Origin of the sequence: Pedobacter sp. PF22-3, from assembly GCF_026239555.1 — a bacterium.
Taxonomy (GTDB): Bacteria; Bacteroidota; Bacteroidia; order Sphingobacteriales; family Sphingobacteriaceae; genus Pedobacter.
The window spans coordinates 280,460-298,734 of record NZ_JAPIVP010000005.1; the positions used below are offsets into that span (position 1 = coordinate 280,460).

The window sequence follows — 18,275 nt, forward strand, 5'->3', positions numbered from 1 at the left end:
CGTCAGGCATGAAAGCAGAACCCACGAGCTGCCTCAGGATCAAAAGATCCTTCACTCCGTTCAGGATCACAGCAGGTTTAAAACAAAATCATCTGATTGCTATCCGTTTTTAAATATTTGCTCTTGCTTTCAGCCAGAATAAAAGCTTTGATCTGCGTGCCCTGATAATCTTTCAGTTGATAAGGACTGTCCAGACAAACAATAAAATGTTTCGCCCGATTGTAAGCCACGCCTATTTTTTTTAACTGATCAATCCTGAGTTTGCCAAATTTACGGGCCTGCACAATTTTCTTTGCCGACATTACACCGATTCCCGGTATCCGAAGGATCATTTTATAATCAGCGGTGTTAATATCAACTGGGAAATGCTGCATATTTCTGATTGCCCAGCTTAATTTTGGATCGATATCAATATCCAGGTTTGGGTTGGCATCATTTAAAATTTCCTGAACCTTAAAGCCATAAAACCGCATCAACCAATCAGTTTGGTATAAACGGTTTTCTCTTAATAGAGGAGGTTGTGTGCCCAATATAGGCATCCTGGTATCGTTACTAATAGGGACATAACCAGAATAGTATACTCTTTTTAAGGAGAAGTTATTATAAAAGGCATTAGCAGTGTACATAATATCTTTATCGCTTTCGGGGGTAGCACCAATAACCATTTGAGTGCTTTGCCCTGCCGGTACAAATTTCGGGACGTGTTTGATTAACTTTTTATCTGCTGAGAACTGGGTGATCTGCTTCTGCACAAAGTCGAGCGGCTTAATTACGTCAGCATGGCTCTTTTCAGGGGCCAAAAGTTTTAACCCCGCCTCGGTAGGCATTTCCAGATTGATACTCATCCTATCTGCATACAAACCAGCTTCTTTTATTAAGTCATCACTGGCGCCAGGAATGGTTTTTAAATGGATGTAGCCATTGTAATTTTGCTCTAAACGCAATTTTTTTACCACGAGCAGTAGCCTTTCCATGGTAAAATCGGCATTTTTAAAAATTCCTGAACTTAAAAATAAGCCCTCTATATAGTTACGGCGATAAAAATTCATGGTCAGTTCTACTACCTCATCTACCGTAAAGGCCGCACGTTTTATGTCGTTACTTTTACGCGAAACGCAGAATAAGCAATCATAAATACAATGATTGGTCAGAAGGATTTTTAATAAAGAGACACATCTGCCATCTTCTGTATAGGTATGGCAAATACCAGAGGTGTGGCTATTGCCAAGTCCTTTGTTATCATTCTTTCTTGTGCCACCGCTTGATGAACAAGAAACATCATATTTAGCAGCGTCAGCAAGAATATTTAATTTTTCACGAATTCGATCAAACATAGGAGGTATTTTACTAACAAAGATAGTTTAATAACTAAAAATATTAGCAAATAAATCCGTTTAATCTATTCGAATTTGGAATAATCGTATGAAGTTGAAAGTTATTTGCCTTCCCATTCTTTATAAAAGTGTTCCAGGTAAAGCAACATAAAATTATGTCTTTCTGTTGCCATTGCTTTTCCTGCTTTTGTATTCATCATATCCTTTAATAGCAGCAGTTTTTCATAAAAATGGTTAATAGTTGGCGCAGTGGTATTTTTATAGCTTTCTTTGTTAAGGTGTTCTTCTGGTAAAATTGCCGGATCGTAAAGTACCCTGTTTTTAAATCCTCCGTAGGTAAATGCCCTGGCAATACCAATGGCTCCTATCGCATCTAAACGGTCTGCATCCTGTACAATCTGCATTTCTTTCGAGGTAAAACCTGCACCATCAAAACTGTTTTTGAACGACATGTTCTGGATAATCAGTTTAACATGAGCAATCACCTCAGCATCAACAGCAATTGATGAGAGGAAAGATGCAGCCATATTTGGTCCAAGTTCTTCATCGCCATTATTAAATTTGGGATCAGCAATATCATGCAATAATGCGGCGAAAGCCACTACAAGTTCATTACCATTTTCTTGTTGGTTAATGGTTTGAGCGGTTTTGAAAACGCGTTCTATATGAAACCAATCATGCCCGGCTTCGGCATTAGCTAGTGTTTTTTTTACAAAATTGATGGTTTTTTGAATGGAAGCCTGCATAATTTTGAATTTATCCCAAAGGTATAGGAATTATTTGCAGGGCACAAGAAATGATATCAACAGCAACGGTTTAGCTTGCCGTTGCTGTTCTTTTTTCATCATCAGCAATGATTTTGATCAAATCGCTGTGATTTAAGGTTAATAAATGTGGAACTTCAACCTCTAAAATTGCAGCAATCTGAAACAAGCGGTCAATAGTTAATTTGCTATAACCAAGCTCAATTTTGCTGTACGCATTTTGGGATATTTTTAATTTCGCTGCCAGATAATCCTGAGTGTAATCTCTGTATTCTCTAATTTTTCTAATATTCCCTGCGACATTCTTCGTCTTTAAAGTCAATACATCTTCCATAAAACGGATAATTTTTTTAATATTTTTTTATTACATACGAAACTTTCATTCCTACAGATTTTAAGAATGTAAATTTTAATACATCTAAAATTACACGAAACGGGATGATTAACTATATATCATAACATGGCAATAACCTAAAATGTTTAGGTATTTTATTTTACCTATAGTTTGATTTTTCTCGAGATAGCGGAGGGATGGTTAGAACCGATATATAAATATGAGGTAGATGGTTAGAAACAATAAAAGAGGGATAAGGAAATGTATTAATTAACGATCAAGGATTAATATAAACCCCAGTCATCTTCAAATTCATCTTTTTCGAAATGTTTAACCCATTCGATAAAGAGTAGGCGAAATTTTTCGATTTCGCCTAAAACAATGTCTTTATATTCTGGGGCACATATTTCGAACATATCCGCTGCCCTTACCTGGGTTTCTAGTTCGCGGCAGTTGGTTCTGATGATAGAAGCGTTTTCCATTCTTAAAATATACATATCTGCGCCTTCTGCACCAACTATCTTAGGGCACAACATCAGGGCATTCTGCATAATTAAGTTAGCGGTCATTTCGGCCATTTCTCCTTCCAGTGTTTCGCAGAATAGGGCAGCATATTTGTACACGGCTCTTGCCTGGTTGTAAAGACTTTTGGCTCTGGTCACCTTCAGCCTAACCTTTTCGGCATCAACGTTTGAGAGATTCTCTTCAGCCTCATCATCCCGGCCAAATCGGCTAAAATGCTCCCATTCGGGCATATGATCCATGTCATCAAATTCCATATTTTTCAATTTTCTACGTTATGGTACGTAATAGAGCGTAATATATTAATTTCCAGTGAAAAAGACTATGCATCAACTAATGGTGCCCTGCGAGAGCCCTCATATAATTCATATTCTAATAAGCGACAGTCTAATTTACCATTATAAAATTCAACTTTTTTGGCTGCTTTTAAACCAATTTTCTTTGCAAGATCAGGATTTCCGGTGAAAATATAACCAGCATAGCCTTTACACTTCGTTTTCATAAAATCACCCATACGTTTATAGGTCAGTTCCAATTTACTGTGTACGCCTAAACGTTCTCCGTATTCGGGATTAAAAACCACCACACCTCTGCCATCTTCAGGCACCGTTGTTAATTCAAAATCACATGCTTCAAATTCGATTAAAGTATCAACACCTGCCGTTTTAGCATTTCTACGGGTTACTTCAACTGCATCTTCCGACAGATCGGAAGCTACAATTTTAAAATCAATATTTTTAATTACCTGATCTTTTAAAATTCTGCGCTCAGCGAAAAAAACTTCTTCGTTATAACCCAATATATGCATAAAACCATAATTCATGCGATATAAACCAGGAGCACGGTTGGTGGCCATCAGTGCGGCTTCAATAGCCAAGGTTCCTGATCCGCACATGGGATTGATAAATGCCGATTTCCTATCCCATTTGGTTGCTAAAATAACCCCGGTAGCCAAAGCCTCTAACATAGGGGCTTTTCCTGGGATTTTACGGTAACCATGTTTGGCAAGAGTTTCGCCAGAAGTATCCATAAAAACATCGGCATCAGCATCTTTCCAATATAAATGCACTACCGTTTTATTTGCATCCGATCCAGAATTAGGTCGGATGCCTTTTTTCTCTTTCATGCGGTCTACAATCGCATCCTTTACCTTTAAGTTTGCAAAAAGCGGTGTGGTAATATTGGGGTTATCAACATTTGAGGTTACAGAGAAATAACCCGAAAAATCAATCAGTTCTTCCCATTCAATGGCTGCAATTTCTTTATACAGATCATCTGGTGTAACGGCTTTGAAACTTTTTATGGCATATAGAATCTGACTGGCACAGCGTAGGTTAAGGTTTAGCTTAATGCACTCTGTAAGGGTAATGTTGAGTTCAACGCCCGTAGCAAAAGACCGCTCAATGGTATAGCCTAAAGCCGTAACTTCTTCTTGTAAGTAGGGCGAAAGGCGCTTATTGCAGGTAATAATTACCTTGCTTTTATTGTGGAAAACTTGCATCATAATATATGCGAAGTTATCAATAAAATTATAGAGATTTGATGTTTATAGTACATTAAGTAGTATTAGTTATGGAAATTAAAGGAAAAGTACACGAAGTAGGTGCCACGCAACAAGTAAGTGAAACGTTTAAAAAACGTGATTTAATAGTAGAATACGCAGAAAATCCAACATACCCAGAATATATCCGTTTTGAGGCTTTACAAGATAAAACTGCATTATTAGATACATTTAAAGCAGGCGATGAGGTTGAGGTTTTCTTTAATTTACGTGGTCGTCCATGGACAGATAAATCAGGTAAAACATCATATTTTAACAGCTTGGTTATTTGGCGTATCAATGCCGTTGCGGCAGGTGCTCCAGCAGCTACGCCAGCTTATGCAGCTCCGGTTGATGTAAGTAGTGCACCAGGTGAAGATGATGATTTGCCTTTCTAAATAAAGAGTCTTTTTTAAGCAAACAATTTTGAACCATGCCGAGGCTTAGCCTCGGCATTTTTTTTGACCCGCCAGGCTTCCGAAGTTTCTATGCCCCGGGCAGGATAAACTTCGGAAGTCTTCCCGCTGTTAAAATATGTTAAAAACAACTACTTCACTTAGCTAATCAGTATTTTTGATATCTATTTAGATTTAAGAAGATTATGCCCGGTTTTTTTAGTTTTAAAAACTAATCTAATTCATGAAGAAAAGAAGTTTTTGGTTAATTACGGTTTTAATGACGGTTGCGCTACTTGGCGTATTTGTAATGCAATTATATTACATAAGGGAATCGTATAAACTAAAATCCCAGCTTTTTGATGAACAGGTAAATCAAACGCTAACATCGGTAGTAAATAAGCTACAACGTAGAAATGTTGCCGATCACTTAAACCGAAAAGATGCTGAAAATAAGTTAAAGCAGTTACAGGACTCCAGGCAGCGCGCATTGGATATTAAGGATTTGCGGCAACAATATGTGCAGGAAGCAGAGCTGCGGCAGGCCGAGCGCGAAAATCAGATTGAGAGTTACCTAAACCAACAGGATAGTATTATCCGTGTATCTTACCGGGCGCCGAATGTAATTTCTGAACGGGAATATACTTCGCTAAGTTCGGAAAACGGCGATAAACTGGATTTGCAGATGGATGCAATTATCGATGTTAAAAGCCTTATTTTAAAAGGTTATAGCATGCGCACAAAACCTTTTACCGCACCACCAAAAACATTCGAATTTAAAAGCCTGCAGAGTTTGCCAGATACATTAAGATACCTGGTTTTTGATCCACGGGATGGTAGTCCGGGTTTTGCAAACGTGCCGAAGATTCCGAATGATTTACAGAAAAAATTTCAACGGGAGGATGAAATTGAGCGGAAAAAATTGGCCCTTAAAATTGCTGCGCTGGGTAAAGATACTTTTTCGTATACCCGATCAAGTGTGGTTGAGGATGTATCTAAAGAACTGCAGGAGACCAATGTACCCATTTATAAACGCATTAATTTTAGCGCTTTGGGGCGCTTACTGGAACAAGAACTCCTGGCCAATAATATTTCATTAGTGCCCTCTTACCGGATTTCGTTAGCCCGAAAAGATTCGACCATTTTCATGATGGCATCTAATGTTAAAGGAGCGTTTTTACCAGAAAATACCTATAAAACACCTTTATTCGGAAATGATATTTTTCGCGATCCTGGAATGCTCTTCGTCAGTTTCCCAAATAAAAATTCAGCCATTATAGCTAATCTAAGTGCTACACTTGCGTCGTCAATTGGATTATTATTGGTGCTTGTTTTCATCTTTTCTTACACGCTTTATGCAATTTTGAAGCAGAAAAAACTGTCGGAAATGAAAACCGATTTCATCAATAACATGACACACGAGTTTAAAACGCCTGTAGCTACAATTATGATTGCAAGCGAAGCTTTGAAAGATCCGGAGGTGACAGCAGATAAAGCCCGGTTAAAACGTTTGGCTGGAATCATTTATGATGAAAATGTTCGCCTGGGTAGCCATATTGAGCGTGTTTTAAGTATTGCGCGTTTAGAGAAGGGAGAACTTAAAATGGAGAACGCAGCGGTAGATGTGAACGATTTGATTGTGATTGTGCTAGATAGCATGGAATTGCAGCTGCAAAAAAGGAATGCCATAATCAATGTGCATACCGATGCAGAAAATGCAGTTGTATACGGCGATGAACTTCACCTCTCTAATGTAATTTATAACCTGATTGATAATGCGAATAAATACAGTAGTGATACGCCTGAGATTACCATTACTACCCGAAATGCCGGCAAGAATTTAATTATCGAAATAGCGGATAAGGGTATTGGAATGACCAAAGAACAGTCTAAAAGGATTTTCGACCAGTTTTACAGAGTGCCCACCGGTAATTTACACGATGTTAAAGGCTTTGGTCTGGGTTTAAATTATGTTCAGGATATTATTAAAAAACTGAACGGAACGATTAAGGTAAGTAGCGAAAAGGATAAAGGAACAACGTTCGAAATATCTTTACCTTTATAAACTGAAACATTGGTATGAAAGCTTGCTGTATCGATGTATTAAAATAAAAAAGGCCTAAAATAGTAGCTTATTAATTTATTCAAATTAAACAGTTACTCATATTCATCATCAAAAGCTAATGTGGCTAATGTCACGTATTGAATAAAAACAAGAAAATGAAAAAAATACTCCTGGTAGAAGACGACCCAAATTTAGGTTTATTGTTACAAGACTATCTGCAGCTGAAAGGCAAGTTTGATGTAGTACTTTGTACTGATGGGGAGGATGGTTTGAAGGCATTTAATAAGCAAAACTTCGATTTATGTATTTTAGATGTGATGATGCCCAAAAAAGATGGCTTTACCTTAGGTAAAGATATTAGAAAGGTAAACACCCAGGTGCCTATTATTTTTGCAACGGCTAAAACCATGTTAGAAGATAAATCTGCTGCATATGATTTAGGCGGCGATGATTACATCACTAAACCATTTCGTATAGAAGAGCTTTTACTGCGTATTAATGCCATGTTTAAGCGGATAGCGAATAAAACAGATAAGAACGACGAGGTTGCCGAAACCCAGTTTACTATTGGTCGGTATCATTTCGATTATACTACCCAGATTATTACCGATAACGATCATCAACAAAAACTTTCTACCAAAGAAGCTGAGCTTTTAAGGTTATTGTGTTTGAAAAAGAATACCGTTTTAACCCGTGAGGAAGCATTGTTAAGCATCTGGCATGATGATAATTACTTTAACGGAAGAAGTATGGATGTGTTTTTAAGCAAACTGCGTAAGTATCTTAAGGCCGATCCGGCAGTTGAAATTATTAATGTGCACGGAAAAGGTTATAAGTTGTTGGTGAGTTAGATCTAGTGGTAAAAGTTGGAATGTTGTAACGTTGAAATGTTCCGCATTATCGTCATTTTGAGCGAAGCGCTACGCAGTTGAGAAATCTATTTAATGTACCTTTCCAGCGTGTCGTCAATCCTGAACTTGTTTCATGATCTTTCAAGCGAGATTAGATCTCTCCGCTACGGTCGAGATGACGGGACGAATTAAATATACAAATCCTCCTGAATAGCAGGAATAATACCGCGTTCCTGGGCCAGTTTAAATAAAGTATCAACTGCTTTGCGACCTTCTTCACCAAGATTGATGCTGTATTTATTTACATATAATTCGATGTGTTTGTACATCACACTTTCTTCCATGGCTTGCGCATGCTGGCGGATGAAATCGATACCCGATTTTGGATGTGCAAACGCAAATTCAACAGATTGGCGGATCAGGCGGTTTACTTTTAACTGTATTTCGCGGTCTAAATTGCGATTAATTACAATACCTCCTAATGGAATGGCACATCCGGTAAGTTTTTCCCAATAATCGCCTAAATCAACAATTTTGGTTAAACCTTTATCCTGATAGGTAAACCTGTTTTCGTGAATGATCAGGCCTAAATCAATCTCCTCGTTAAGTAAAGCCGATTCAATCTCCGAGAACACAAGTTCTTGTTTGTTTTGTAAGTGGGGATAAGCGATCCCCAATAAGAAATTTGCTGTAGTATATTTCCCGGGTATCCCAATTTTGAGCGTATTATTTGGGCTTTGGAGTTGAGGGGCAGCTGCGCCTTCAAAATCATTTTTGCTGATCAATAGCGGGCCAACGCCAAAGCCCAGGGCACTACCGGCATCCAATAAAGCATACTGGCTGGCTACATAGGCAAATGCATGAAAACTTAACTTGGTAATGTCTAATTCGCCCCTAAGTGCTTTTTGGTTTAAGGTTTCAACATCGTCATAAAAAACTTCAAATGTTAATCCTTCCGTATCAATTTTATGGTGAATGAGTGCGTCGAAAATAAATGTATCGTTAGGGCAGGGAGAAAATCCAAGGGTAAGTTTCATCTATTAATTTTTTTGTTTTCAGTTGTTAGATGGAGCCTTTGACAATTAAAATAATTATTTTAATTGTGTTGGGTTCATAATTCAAAATTAAGTACTGCGGTAAACTAATCGGTCATAATCAGTTCATTTCTCCAATAAAGTCGATGGCCCAATCGTTTAAGTTTTTAATGGCAAGGCCAATTTTCCAATTGTCTTTATTTCTAGGTTCTACATAATTAGAGATACTTCTAATCTGTAAACTAGCTATGTTTAGCTGTTTGCAGGCATAAAAAACAGCAGCGCCTTCCATGCTTTCGGTGGTTGGATTTAACCTGCTGATTAAATTTTTGATGCTTTTCTCGCTTCCCGTTACACAGTTTACGGTAATGCCCTTTGCTATGGGCAGGTTAACACCCTGGGATGTTGTTGGGGTATAATGGCTCTCTCCAAAACCTAAATCATTTATGCTCAAAAATTCGGCTCCATTTTCGGCCCCCATTTCGGCAAAAGTATCTTCAGTAATATTTAGTACAGTACCTAAGGCCATATCCCGATTGAAGCTGCCGGCGATCCCTAAATTTAACACGAGGTTATATTTAGATGAAAGGTGTTTGCCTAGTGCAAAAGCTGTTGCTACCATTCCAACTCCGGTAATCAGCAGGTCGAAATTTTTACTTTCTACAAAATCACTGTCAGGTAAATTAAAGTGCTGATAAAAGAAGGTAAGTTCGGCTTTTGTAGCCGCAACAACTAAAGTTTTCATATTGTAAAGTTAGCAGATTATATATAAGGATTTCTTTTAGCTATGGTCTTTAGTCTTTAAGCTTAAACCTTTATCCGTATATTTGCATTTTATTTTATAGTAATGATTTACATAACGAGAAAAGCATCATTTAATGCGGCGCATAAATTGGCGCGTACCGATTGGGATGATGATAAAAATAATGAAGTTTATGGTAAATGTGCCAACCCCAACTGGCATGGCCATAACTATTGGTTATACGTTACCGTTAAAGGCGAAGTAAATCCGGAAACAGGTTTTCTGGTTGATTTGAAATGGCTTAAAGACGTAATGAATGACTATGTGGTGGATAAGGTTGATCATAAAAATTTAAATCTTGATGTAGATTTTATGAAAGGCAAACTGGCTTCTACCGAAAACCTGGCCATCGAAATCTGGAAACAACTTTGGGCTCCGATTGCAGAGAGCGGTGCGATTTTACACTGTGTAAAAATCTACGAAACCGAAAATAATTTTGTTGAATACTTTGGTTAAAAATCTAAATTAATGAGCAATAAAGACGTATTAAAAGGCGAATCGAGAGATGGTTATGTAAAAATAGACCGTTACAACGAGGATAAAATTGAAGCTGTAGCGGCACATTATAAAGATATTCTTGGTCAGTTGGGTGAAAATCCAGCGCGCGAAGGGTTACTAAAAACACCTGAACGTGTGGCTAAAGCATTGCAATATTTAACACATGGCTACGATCTAAAACCTGATGAAATCCTTAAGTCGGCCATGTTTGAAGAGGATTACAGCCAAATGGTAGTAGTTAAAGATATTGAAGTATATTCGATGTGCGAGCACCACATGCTACCATTTTTTGGCAAAGCACATATTGCTTATATTCCTAATGGACATATTGTGGGTTTAAGTAAAATTCCCCGTGTAGTTGATGCTTTTGCGCGCCGTTTACAGGTACAGGAACGTTTAACAAACGAAATTAGGGATTGTATCCAAAATACCCTGAGTCCAATGGGTGTTGCAGTAGTGATAGAATGCAGGCACTTATGCATGTCTATGCGTGGTGTGCAAAAACAAAACTCGGTAACCACAACGTCAGCCTTTACAGGAACTTTTTTAAGTAACGATAAAACAAGAGCGGAGTTTTTGAGGTTAATTACCGCGAGTTTAGACTAATTGGTATCGAGTATTTAGTATCAAGTAGGAAGAAGAAGTTTCTGGTAAAATAGTATTAAGTAGAAAGTATCAAGATAGGCATCTAGATAAAAACGCTAAACGCCAAACACGATACGCCAAACTAATTATAATGAAAGCATATATTTTTCCCGGACAGGGAGCACAGTTTGTAGGCATGGGTAAAGATCTTTACGAAAACCCAAAAGCTGCAGCATTATTTGAACAAGCCAATGAAATTATCGGTTTCCGCATTAGCGATATTATGTTTAGCGGAACAGATGAAGAACTGAAACAAACCAATGTAACCCAACCAGCCATTTTTTTGCATTCGGTTATATTAGCAAAAGTTTTGGGAGATAATTTTAAACCTGATATGGTTGCAGGCCATTCTTTAGGTGAGTTTTCGGCTTTAGTAGCGGCGAACGCATTAAGTTTTGAAGATGGATTAAGGCTGGTTATTGCTCGTGCAAATGCCATGCAAAAGGCATGTGAAGCACAACCATCAACCATGGCGGCTATTTTAGGGCTAGCTGATGATGTGGTTGAAAAAATCTGTGCAGAAATTGATGCCGTAGTGGTACCTGCAAATTACAACTGCCCTGGGCAATTGGTTATTTCGGGAAGTATAGAAGGGATTGATCTGGCTTGCGCCAAATTAACAGAAGCTGGCGCAAAAAGAGCATTGAAATTAAACGTAGGTGGTGCATTTCACTCCCCTTTAATGGAGCCTGCAAAAATCGAATTACAGGCTGCTATTGAAGCCACCAATATTGCATCGCCAATTTGTCCTGTTTATCAAAATGTTGATGCTAAGCCATATACAGATCCAGCTGAAATAAAAGCCAATTTAATTAAACAATTAACCGGTGCTGTGCGTTGGACACAGACGGTAGGCAACATGCTTGCCGATGGCGCAACTGAATTTGTAGAGGTTGGTCCGGGCAATGTGTTACAGGGATTGGTTAAAAAAGTAAGTCGCGAGGTACAGACAAGCAGTGCTGCTATAGTGTAATTTACTCAAATAGAATATTATTGCCAACGCCATAAACTCGAAGTTTATGGCGTTGTTTTTTATCAATATTTAATATCTTTATCCGTAGATGAAAATGAGCTTTGGCATAAAAATTAGATTTCTATTGCTTGTTTTGGGCTGTTGCCTTATTGCAACTTCTATTTCTTTAAGCAGGTTTACCACTAAAAGTGAACTGTTAGAACACGATGCAGCGGAAATCCAACAGAACGTTTTGCTCAAAGAAAAAACCGTTCAAACATTTTTGGCCAATAAGCAGGAGGTGGCCAAAGCCAAACATTTTCATCTAAATCCTAAAGATGCCATCGATTTTATTACCTCCTATCGCGAGAGCAATGGGATAAACCTATTAACCTTTCAAAATAACCAGCTTAAGTTTTGGAGTACTTACAAGGTTTCTGAAATAGATCCGAGTACCATAAAGGAAGGTAGTTCTGTGCTGTTCTTTTATAACGGCTGGTACGAGGTAATTAAAAGTACACAGGGCAATTTCAGTCTTGTTTTCCTAATCTCCATTCAATCCCAATATCCTTTTAAAGAAACAAAGTACTTTAAGAATGATATTGATCCTATTTTATCCAAAACAAAAATACTAACCTTTGCCTCTTTTACAGATAAAGACGTTTATGTTATAAAAAACCTCGAAAATAAGTTTTTATTCGGGCTAAAAGTAAAACCTGGGTATGCAGAAACCCATTATTCGGGTACGCAGTTGTGGTTGTTTGTGGCTGGCATGTTGTGCATCTGCATGTTTTTTAACTCTTTAAGTTCGTTTATTGCCAGGCGCGGACACATTGCCTGGGGTACTTTTTTGCTGTTGTTTTTCTTTCTGGCGTTTAGGCTAACAGACTTGTACTATGGTTGGTTTAACCATAGGTTTAGCTTAGATCTGTTTGATCCGAGGATATATGCAGATAATTTTCTGATGCCTTCTTTAGGCGATTTTCTGTTAAACGTAATTGCACTTACCTGGTTACTCTTGTTTATGTATAACCATAAGGAACAATATAAGTTTCCGGAATGGATTAAGCGGAGTAAAATAATCGGTATTGTTATTCAAGCTGGATTATTGGTGTTGATTGGTCGCATTGTTTGGGATACAGATGATATCTTTTTCGGATTGATCTTTAACTCAAAAATTAATTTTGATATCATTAATATCCTTAAGCTTAGCGGAACCAGTTGGGTAGGTATTGTAATTTTATGTTTGGCCTGGTTCCAGATTTACCTGGTAACTGTCGTCTCTGCAACAGTAAGCAATCAATTAAATGTAAGCAATAAAGAGCGGGTAATTATTTTCTTAATCGGTTTTGCAGGCGTTTTTGTATACAAATTGATGGTTGATTTTAATGCTTTTTTTATCGTTTTTGCACTGGTATTATTTATAGTAGGGAGGGCTGTTTATTTAAAAGAAAAGAATTTTTCAATCGGCATGTTCGCCATCGTATTTTTCTGTTTGGCTTTTAATACTTCTATTAAGTACACCAAGTATAAAGATATTAAAGAAAGAAGTTTGCGCGAACCTTTAGCAAGAAAAGTACAATCATCAGAAGATCCGAATGCGATTGTTGCCTTAGGTGCTTTAGGCGATGAAATTGTTAAAGATAGATTTCTGACAAGCTATTTTAGTCAAAACCGGAAAGGTAGTTATGCGGTGCTCAAAAACCATATCAAGGATTATTTGGATGGCTATTTAAGCCGATACGATTATCAGATTTATCCCTATGATAATATGGGCGAAGCGATAGAAAATGCTGATACACCACCGATTAGTAAATATAAAAATCTGGTAGAAGCAGGCTCGGTTAAAATAGATGGATCTAACTTTTTTTATCAGGTAAACAATACATTCGGTTATCAGGATTACTTTGGGATCATTTCGGTGGTAGGCAAGGGCAGTATACTCGGTACATTGGTGCTCGAACTCCGTTCTAAGCCATATAATTATAACAATCGGCTACCCGATCTTCTGGGTGATCAGAAATTGATCAAAGACGAAGATTTTAAGGGTTATTCTATCGCTTTTTATAATAATAACGAACTGCTTAATCAGTCTGGAAATTATACCTATCCTTTAAATGGAAGCATGTTTAAAGGTAAAAAAGATGATTTCATAACCAGTAACGATGATGAACTTCATTATAGCCATTTAATTTACAAGCCTTCTAATAGTAAAATGGTTGTGATTAGTAAAGAAAAAGTAGGTTATATAGAGCGCCTGGCCGCGCTATCTTTTTTCTTTCTAATATTTATCATTTTCTCCCTATTGCTTTATGGTTTGATATGGTTGATCAAAAACCTTGATGATGATACCGTGGGCTGGTTCAGTATCAATAGGTCTTTAATGATCAATGCCAATAAGATTCTATATAAAACGAGGATTCAGGTATCTATTGTATTAGTGGTAGTGGCCACGCTGGTTATTGTAGGTTGGGGAACTTATTATTATATGAACTACGAGTACCGCGGACAGCAAGATGCGATATTAAAAGATAAAATAAGGAAAGTACAGCAGAATTTTGAAAAGCAGGTTTTCAGGAATGGCATTATTGAAAATGATGAGAATGCGGCAGCAGATTTTAACAATTTTGCCGATATCAATAATGCTGATTTAAATTTATATGACCTGAGTGGCAACCTGATCATGACGACCTATCCAAAGCTCTACAATTACAAAATTATAGGAAAAAAAATGGGTCCCAAAGCTTTCTTTTCATTAGATGGCTTACACCGCTCAGAATATATCAACCTTAAAGAGAATATTGGGAGTTTAATTTATGCTGCTGCTTATGCCCCTATCAGAAATGCGCAGAACAAAACAATTGCTTATATTGGTTTGCCTAACTATTCTAACGAAGAGGAGTATAGCGATAAACTTGCACTTTTTGTAAGTAACCTGATAAATCTTTACGCACTGGTATTTGTGGCTGTAGGGGTATTGGCTGTATTTTTGGCCAATCAGATTACCAACCCCTTAACTTTTATTCAGGAAAGTATTAGTAAAACTAAAATAGGGCAAAAGAATGAACCTATTGTATGGCGTAGACATGATGAGATCGGCTCTTTAATCAGGGAATACAATCATATGATTGCTGCCCTGGAAGAGAGTGCAATAAAACTGGCCAGATCTGAACGGGAGAGCGCCTGGCGCGAAATGGCCAAACAAGTGGCTCACGAAATCAAGAATCCGCTAACGCCTTTAAAGTTAGGCGTTCAGTTATTGGAAAAATCTTGGAAAGAGAAAGATCCTAATTTCGAACTGAAGTTTAATAAGTTCAGCAAATCATTTATCGAACAGATTGATAGTCTTTCGAAAATTGCTTCCGAGTTTTCTAATTTCGCCAAAATGCCCGATACCAATCTGGAACGACTTTCTTTACTTCCAATTATTGAGCAGGCAAGAGAAGTGTTTAAAAGCAGTGAAAATGTGACCATTGATGTACTGAACAAAAGTGAGAAGGAGATCACCATCCTGGCAGACCATGATCAGCTGTTAAGGACATTTAATAACCTGCTTAAAAATGCGATAGAAGCTATAGACGAGGAATCGTTATGTTGCATTACCATTATTGTGTATGCTGATGTGAAGAGTGCATATATAGAAATAAAAGATAATGGAAAAGGTATACCGCCTGCACTGCAAGACAAAATATTCGTGCCTAATTTCACTACAAAAACATCAGGTACAGGTTTAGGTTTAGCTTTTGTTAAGCAGGCTGTAGAAAATGCTGGGGGGGCAGTTAAATTTACCTCAATAAGCGGTTTGGGAACAACGTTCTACCTGAACTTTCCGCTTGCTTAAAATTAAAAATAAGGGTTAGATGGGTTAATCAGATGATGGGCATTACCTCAACTCCACTTGTGCCTTGCCCATGGTATTGCCATCAGCATATAAAATTACGGTATATATGCCCTTTATAAATGGCTTAGGGTTTACCCAATCGATAACATAGGTGCTGTCATCATTATTGTAATCAATAAAAATAGAATGGCTGAACTGCATATCCTGTCCGTCAGCCTCGAAATGGTTTCCCTCATTAGCAAGCAGGTTTCCCGCCGGATCGAATACCCGAAGATAAATGTTATGATGTCCTTTTTCTGCTAACTGATTTGGCACAATGTTAAACCGTACGCTTAACTTTTCGGCAGTTGATGATTTCGTTACTTCGACTTTTTTGCCGCTTGATTTTGTTCTGAAAGCAATAATTTCTGCCGATTGCAGCTTTAAGGCTGCGGCCGTTTTCACTTTCGCGTTTAAATTGGAGTTTTCGCTCTCCAAATTCGAGGCCTTATTAGTTATATTTCTAAGTGTATTCTGTAAACTATCGCGGCTGTTTTTTAGAAAAATATTGTCTTTCTGTAGTTGAATAATCTGATCATTGTAGTTTTTTACAAATGTTTTCAGTTCATTGATCTTTGCATTGGCTTTATCGATTTCGGCCTGGGTAATCTGGTTTTTCTCTAAAGCCTGCTTTAGCTCTTCGATTTTTGTACGGGCAACCTTCTGTTCTTCAACAAGTTTCTCATTTAAATCCAGGTTCAGTGCATTGACCTTATCCAGTTCAACCTCAATCTTTTCTACTTCAAGCCGTAGTTTATCTTTCTCCGCACTAACGGTAACAGATCTGTCGCTTTGCTTTCGATCTTTAAAAATCAAATAGGCATTTGTGCCAATCAAAGCGGCAATAACGATGACCAGGAAGTAAATTTTGTTTCTATCACCCTTATTAATCTTTTGTGGTTCCATTTAATAACAATGTATCTTCTATAAATTAATATACTTTTGTTCTCCATAGGTAAATGGGGTACACAATTAATTTTAGCAGGGCGTAAATTAAATTTTTTAATAAACTTATAAGAGTTTTTAAAAAAAATCGTTTACTTGCTGATGTTCGATTTGTATTCAAATCTACACAAACACACAACCTGAATAAAAAATAAGACAAGAAATAATGCTTAAAAACTTCCTATACGCACTTTTATTGCTAACTGTAGTACCTTATATATTAAATGCACAACCTTTATCAAAAATTGCACCAAAAAGGGAGTTTAGAGGTGTTTGGGTAGCTACTGTTACCAATATAGATTGGCCATCAAGGCCGGGTTTAAGCATTGATCAGCAAAAGCAAGAGTTGATCGGTATTTTAGAAAGGCATAAAAGCCAGGGCATGAATGCCATTATTTTGCAGGTTAGGCCTGCAGCCGATGCATTTTACGCAAAATCCAGAGAGCCATGGAGCCAATGGTTAATGGGCAGGCAGGGTTTGGCGCCGGCACCTGGCTACGATCCTCTGGCTTTTGCCATCAAAGAAGCCCATTTCAGGGGAATGGAACTACATGCCTGGTTTAACCCATATAGAGCCAGCATGAGCAGTTCGACCGTATTAAGCGAAAACCATGCTTATCGTAAACATCCTGATTGGTTTTTTACCTATGGTGGTAAAAAGCAGTTTGATCCGGGCATTCCCGAGGTTAGGGAATATATCGTTCAGGTAATTTTAGATGTGGTAAAAGGCTATGATGTTGATGGAATCCACTTCGACGATTATTTTTATCCTTATAAATTAGAAGGGCAAACCATTAATGATAATAATACTTTTAGCAAATACCCTAATAATTTTTCAGACATAAGAGATTGGAGGCGCAATAATGTCGATCTGCTTATCAAGCAGCTTGACGATAGCATTCACCACTATAAAAAATGGGTTAAATTTGGTATCAGTCCTTTTGGTATCTGGAAAAATAAAAATGAAGATCCTGAAGGTTCTGCAACCAGTGGGCTATCTAATTATGCAGAACTTTTTGCCGATAGCCGTAAATGGGTTAGAGAAGGCTGGGTAGATTATATTAACCCCCAGATTTATTTTACGTTTACCAGAAGAGTAGCGCCATATGGTGTTTTGGTTGATTGGTGGAGCAATAATAACTTTGGCAGACATGTTTACATCGGGCAGGGTGCCTACCTGGTAAACTCGAGGGCTGAAGCCGCCTGGAAAAACCTGAGCGAGATACCCAAACAGATTAGATACCTCAGAGATAACAACAGGATTCAGGGCAGTGTGTTTTTTAGTTCCAAATCATTAAGTACGGTTGCTAAAGCAGTTGGCGATTCGTTAAAAAACGATCTTTACAAATACCCTGCTTTGCCACCACAGATGCCATGGCTGGATGAAGTACCGCCTAATGAGCCTCAGGCATTAACAGCTGATGCATTAAAAGATGGCGTACATTTAAAATGGCAGCTTCCATTGAAGGCTAAGGATGGAGAAACAGCTTCAGGATTTGTAGTTTACAGATTTAATGAAGGAGATAAAATTTCGATACTTGACCCAAAGAACATTGTGAAGATAAGCTTTGAAGATTATCTCTCATTCATTGATACCAGTGTAGAAAGTGGAAAACGGTACAGCTATCTTGTAACGGCATTGGATCGGTTAAAAAATGAAAGTGAGCCTAGTGGGCCGGTTGGTGTTGAAGTTCCTTTAGCAAAGGAATAAAGA

Annotated in this window: 16 protein-coding genes; 8 read left to right on the forward strand and 8 right to left on the reverse strand. The window is 37.7% G+C overall.

All coding sequences use genetic code 11. From position 1 onward, the window contains the following. Positions 1-77 precede the first annotated feature (77 nt). From OQX63_RS09475 to OQX63_RS09495, 5 genes are all read right to left on the reverse strand, one after another. Positions 78-1,334, reverse strand: a complete 1,257-nt coding sequence (locus OQX63_RS09475) for a putative DNA modification/repair radical SAM protein (RefSeq protein ID WP_265850630.1) — start codon at positions 1,332-1,334, stop codon at positions 78-80. Between the two features lie 101 nt (positions 1,335-1,435). Then, on the reverse strand, positions 1,436-2,080 hold the full coding sequence (locus tag OQX63_RS09480; protein WP_265850631.1) for an HD domain-containing protein: 645 nt from the start codon (positions 2,078-2,080) through the stop codon (positions 1,436-1,438). A 70-nt stretch (positions 2,081-2,150) separates the two neighbouring features. Beyond that, positions 2,151-2,432 (reverse strand): helix-turn-helix domain-containing protein, encoded by a 282-nt coding sequence (locus tag OQX63_RS09485; RefSeq protein ID WP_265850632.1) that lies wholly within the window; start codon positions 2,430-2,432, stop codon positions 2,151-2,153. Between the two features lie 284 nt (positions 2,433-2,716). Then, a complete protein-coding gene (locus OQX63_RS09490) occupies positions 2,717-3,211 on the reverse strand; it encodes a hypothetical protein (RefSeq protein ID WP_143009098.1) in 495 nt (164 codons plus the stop codon). A 65-nt stretch (positions 3,212-3,276) separates the two neighbouring features. After that, positions 3,277-4,455 carry a THUMP domain-containing class I SAM-dependent RNA methyltransferase gene (locus OQX63_RS09495; RefSeq protein ID WP_265850663.1) on the reverse strand — a complete coding sequence of 393 codons (1,179 nt, stop codon included), beginning with the start codon at positions 4,453-4,455 and terminating at the stop codon, positions 3,277-3,279. 71 nt (positions 4,456-4,526) lie between these two features. Between OQX63_RS09495 and OQX63_RS09500 the strand changes: the two genes are divergently transcribed. The 3 genes from OQX63_RS09500 (at position 4,527) to OQX63_RS09510 (ending at position 7,805) form a co-directional block, all read left to right on the forward strand. Then, positions 4,527-4,892, forward strand: a complete 366-nt coding sequence (locus OQX63_RS09500) for a DUF3127 domain-containing protein (protein ID WP_265850633.1) — start codon at positions 4,527-4,529, stop codon at positions 4,890-4,892. 241 nt (positions 4,893-5,133) lie between these two features. Further along, positions 5,134-6,954 carry a sensor histidine kinase gene (locus tag OQX63_RS09505; protein ID WP_265850634.1) on the forward strand — a complete coding sequence of 607 codons (1,821 nt, stop codon included), beginning with the start codon at positions 5,134-5,136 and terminating at the stop codon, positions 6,952-6,954. A gap of 155 nt (positions 6,955-7,109) precedes the next feature. Beyond that, the gene (locus OQX63_RS09510) at positions 7,110-7,805 is read left to right on the forward strand and encodes a response regulator transcription factor (protein WP_265850635.1); all 696 of its coding nucleotides are present in this window, start codon (positions 7,110-7,112) and stop codon (positions 7,803-7,805) included. A gap of 188 nt (positions 7,806-7,993) precedes the next feature. Here the strand turns inward: OQX63_RS09510 and OQX63_RS09515 are convergent, their stop codons facing one another. Further along, positions 7,994-8,842: a menaquinone biosynthesis family protein gene (locus OQX63_RS09515; RefSeq protein WP_265850636.1), complete on the reverse strand. Its 849-nt coding sequence runs from the start codon at positions 8,840-8,842 to the stop codon at positions 7,994-7,996. Between the two features lie 118 nt (positions 8,843-8,960). Then, on the reverse strand, positions 8,961-9,584 hold the full coding sequence (mqnB, locus tag OQX63_RS09520; RefSeq protein ID WP_265850637.1) for a futalosine hydrolase: 624 nt from the start codon (positions 9,582-9,584) through the stop codon (positions 8,961-8,963). Positions 9,585-9,686: 102 nt separating this feature from the next. Between mqnB and OQX63_RS09525 the strand changes: the two genes are divergently transcribed. The 4 genes from OQX63_RS09525 to OQX63_RS09540 all read left to right on the forward strand — a co-directional run bounded on the left by OQX63_RS09525 (position 9,687) and on the right by OQX63_RS09540 (position 15,577). Beyond that, complete coding sequence (locus OQX63_RS09525) at positions 9,687-10,097, forward strand: 6-pyruvoyl trahydropterin synthase family protein (protein ID WP_090501570.1); 411 nt, start codon at positions 9,687-9,689, stop codon at positions 10,095-10,097. 12 nt (positions 10,098-10,109) lie between these two features. Continuing rightward, positions 10,110-10,745 carry a GTP cyclohydrolase I FolE gene (gene folE / locus OQX63_RS09530; RefSeq protein ID WP_265850638.1) on the forward strand — a complete coding sequence of 212 codons (636 nt, stop codon included), beginning with the start codon at positions 10,110-10,112 and terminating at the stop codon, positions 10,743-10,745. A 130-nt stretch (positions 10,746-10,875) separates the two neighbouring features. After that, entirely contained in the window at positions 10,876-11,757 is an 882-nt protein-coding gene (fabD, locus tag OQX63_RS09535) for an ACP S-malonyltransferase (RefSeq protein ID WP_265850639.1), read from the forward strand. 94 nt (positions 11,758-11,851) lie between these two features. Then, complete coding sequence (locus tag OQX63_RS09540; RefSeq protein ID WP_265850640.1) at positions 11,852-15,577, forward strand: sensor histidine kinase; 3,726 nt, start codon at positions 11,852-11,854, stop codon at positions 15,575-15,577. Between the two features lie 42 nt (positions 15,578-15,619). Here the strand turns inward: OQX63_RS09540 and OQX63_RS09545 are convergent, their stop codons facing one another. Then, the gene (locus tag OQX63_RS09545; protein ID WP_265850641.1) at positions 15,620-16,522 is read right to left on the reverse strand and encodes a coiled-coil domain-containing protein; all 903 of its coding nucleotides are present in this window, start codon (positions 16,520-16,522) and stop codon (positions 15,620-15,622) included. 205 nt (positions 16,523-16,727) lie between these two features. On the opposite strand from OQX63_RS09545, the gene OQX63_RS09550 reads away from it, so the two are divergent. Then, the gene (locus tag OQX63_RS09550; protein WP_265850642.1) at positions 16,728-18,272 is read left to right on the forward strand and encodes a glycoside hydrolase family 10 protein; all 1,545 of its coding nucleotides are present in this window, start codon (positions 16,728-16,730) and stop codon (positions 18,270-18,272) included. Positions 18,273-18,275 lie beyond the last annotated feature (3 nt).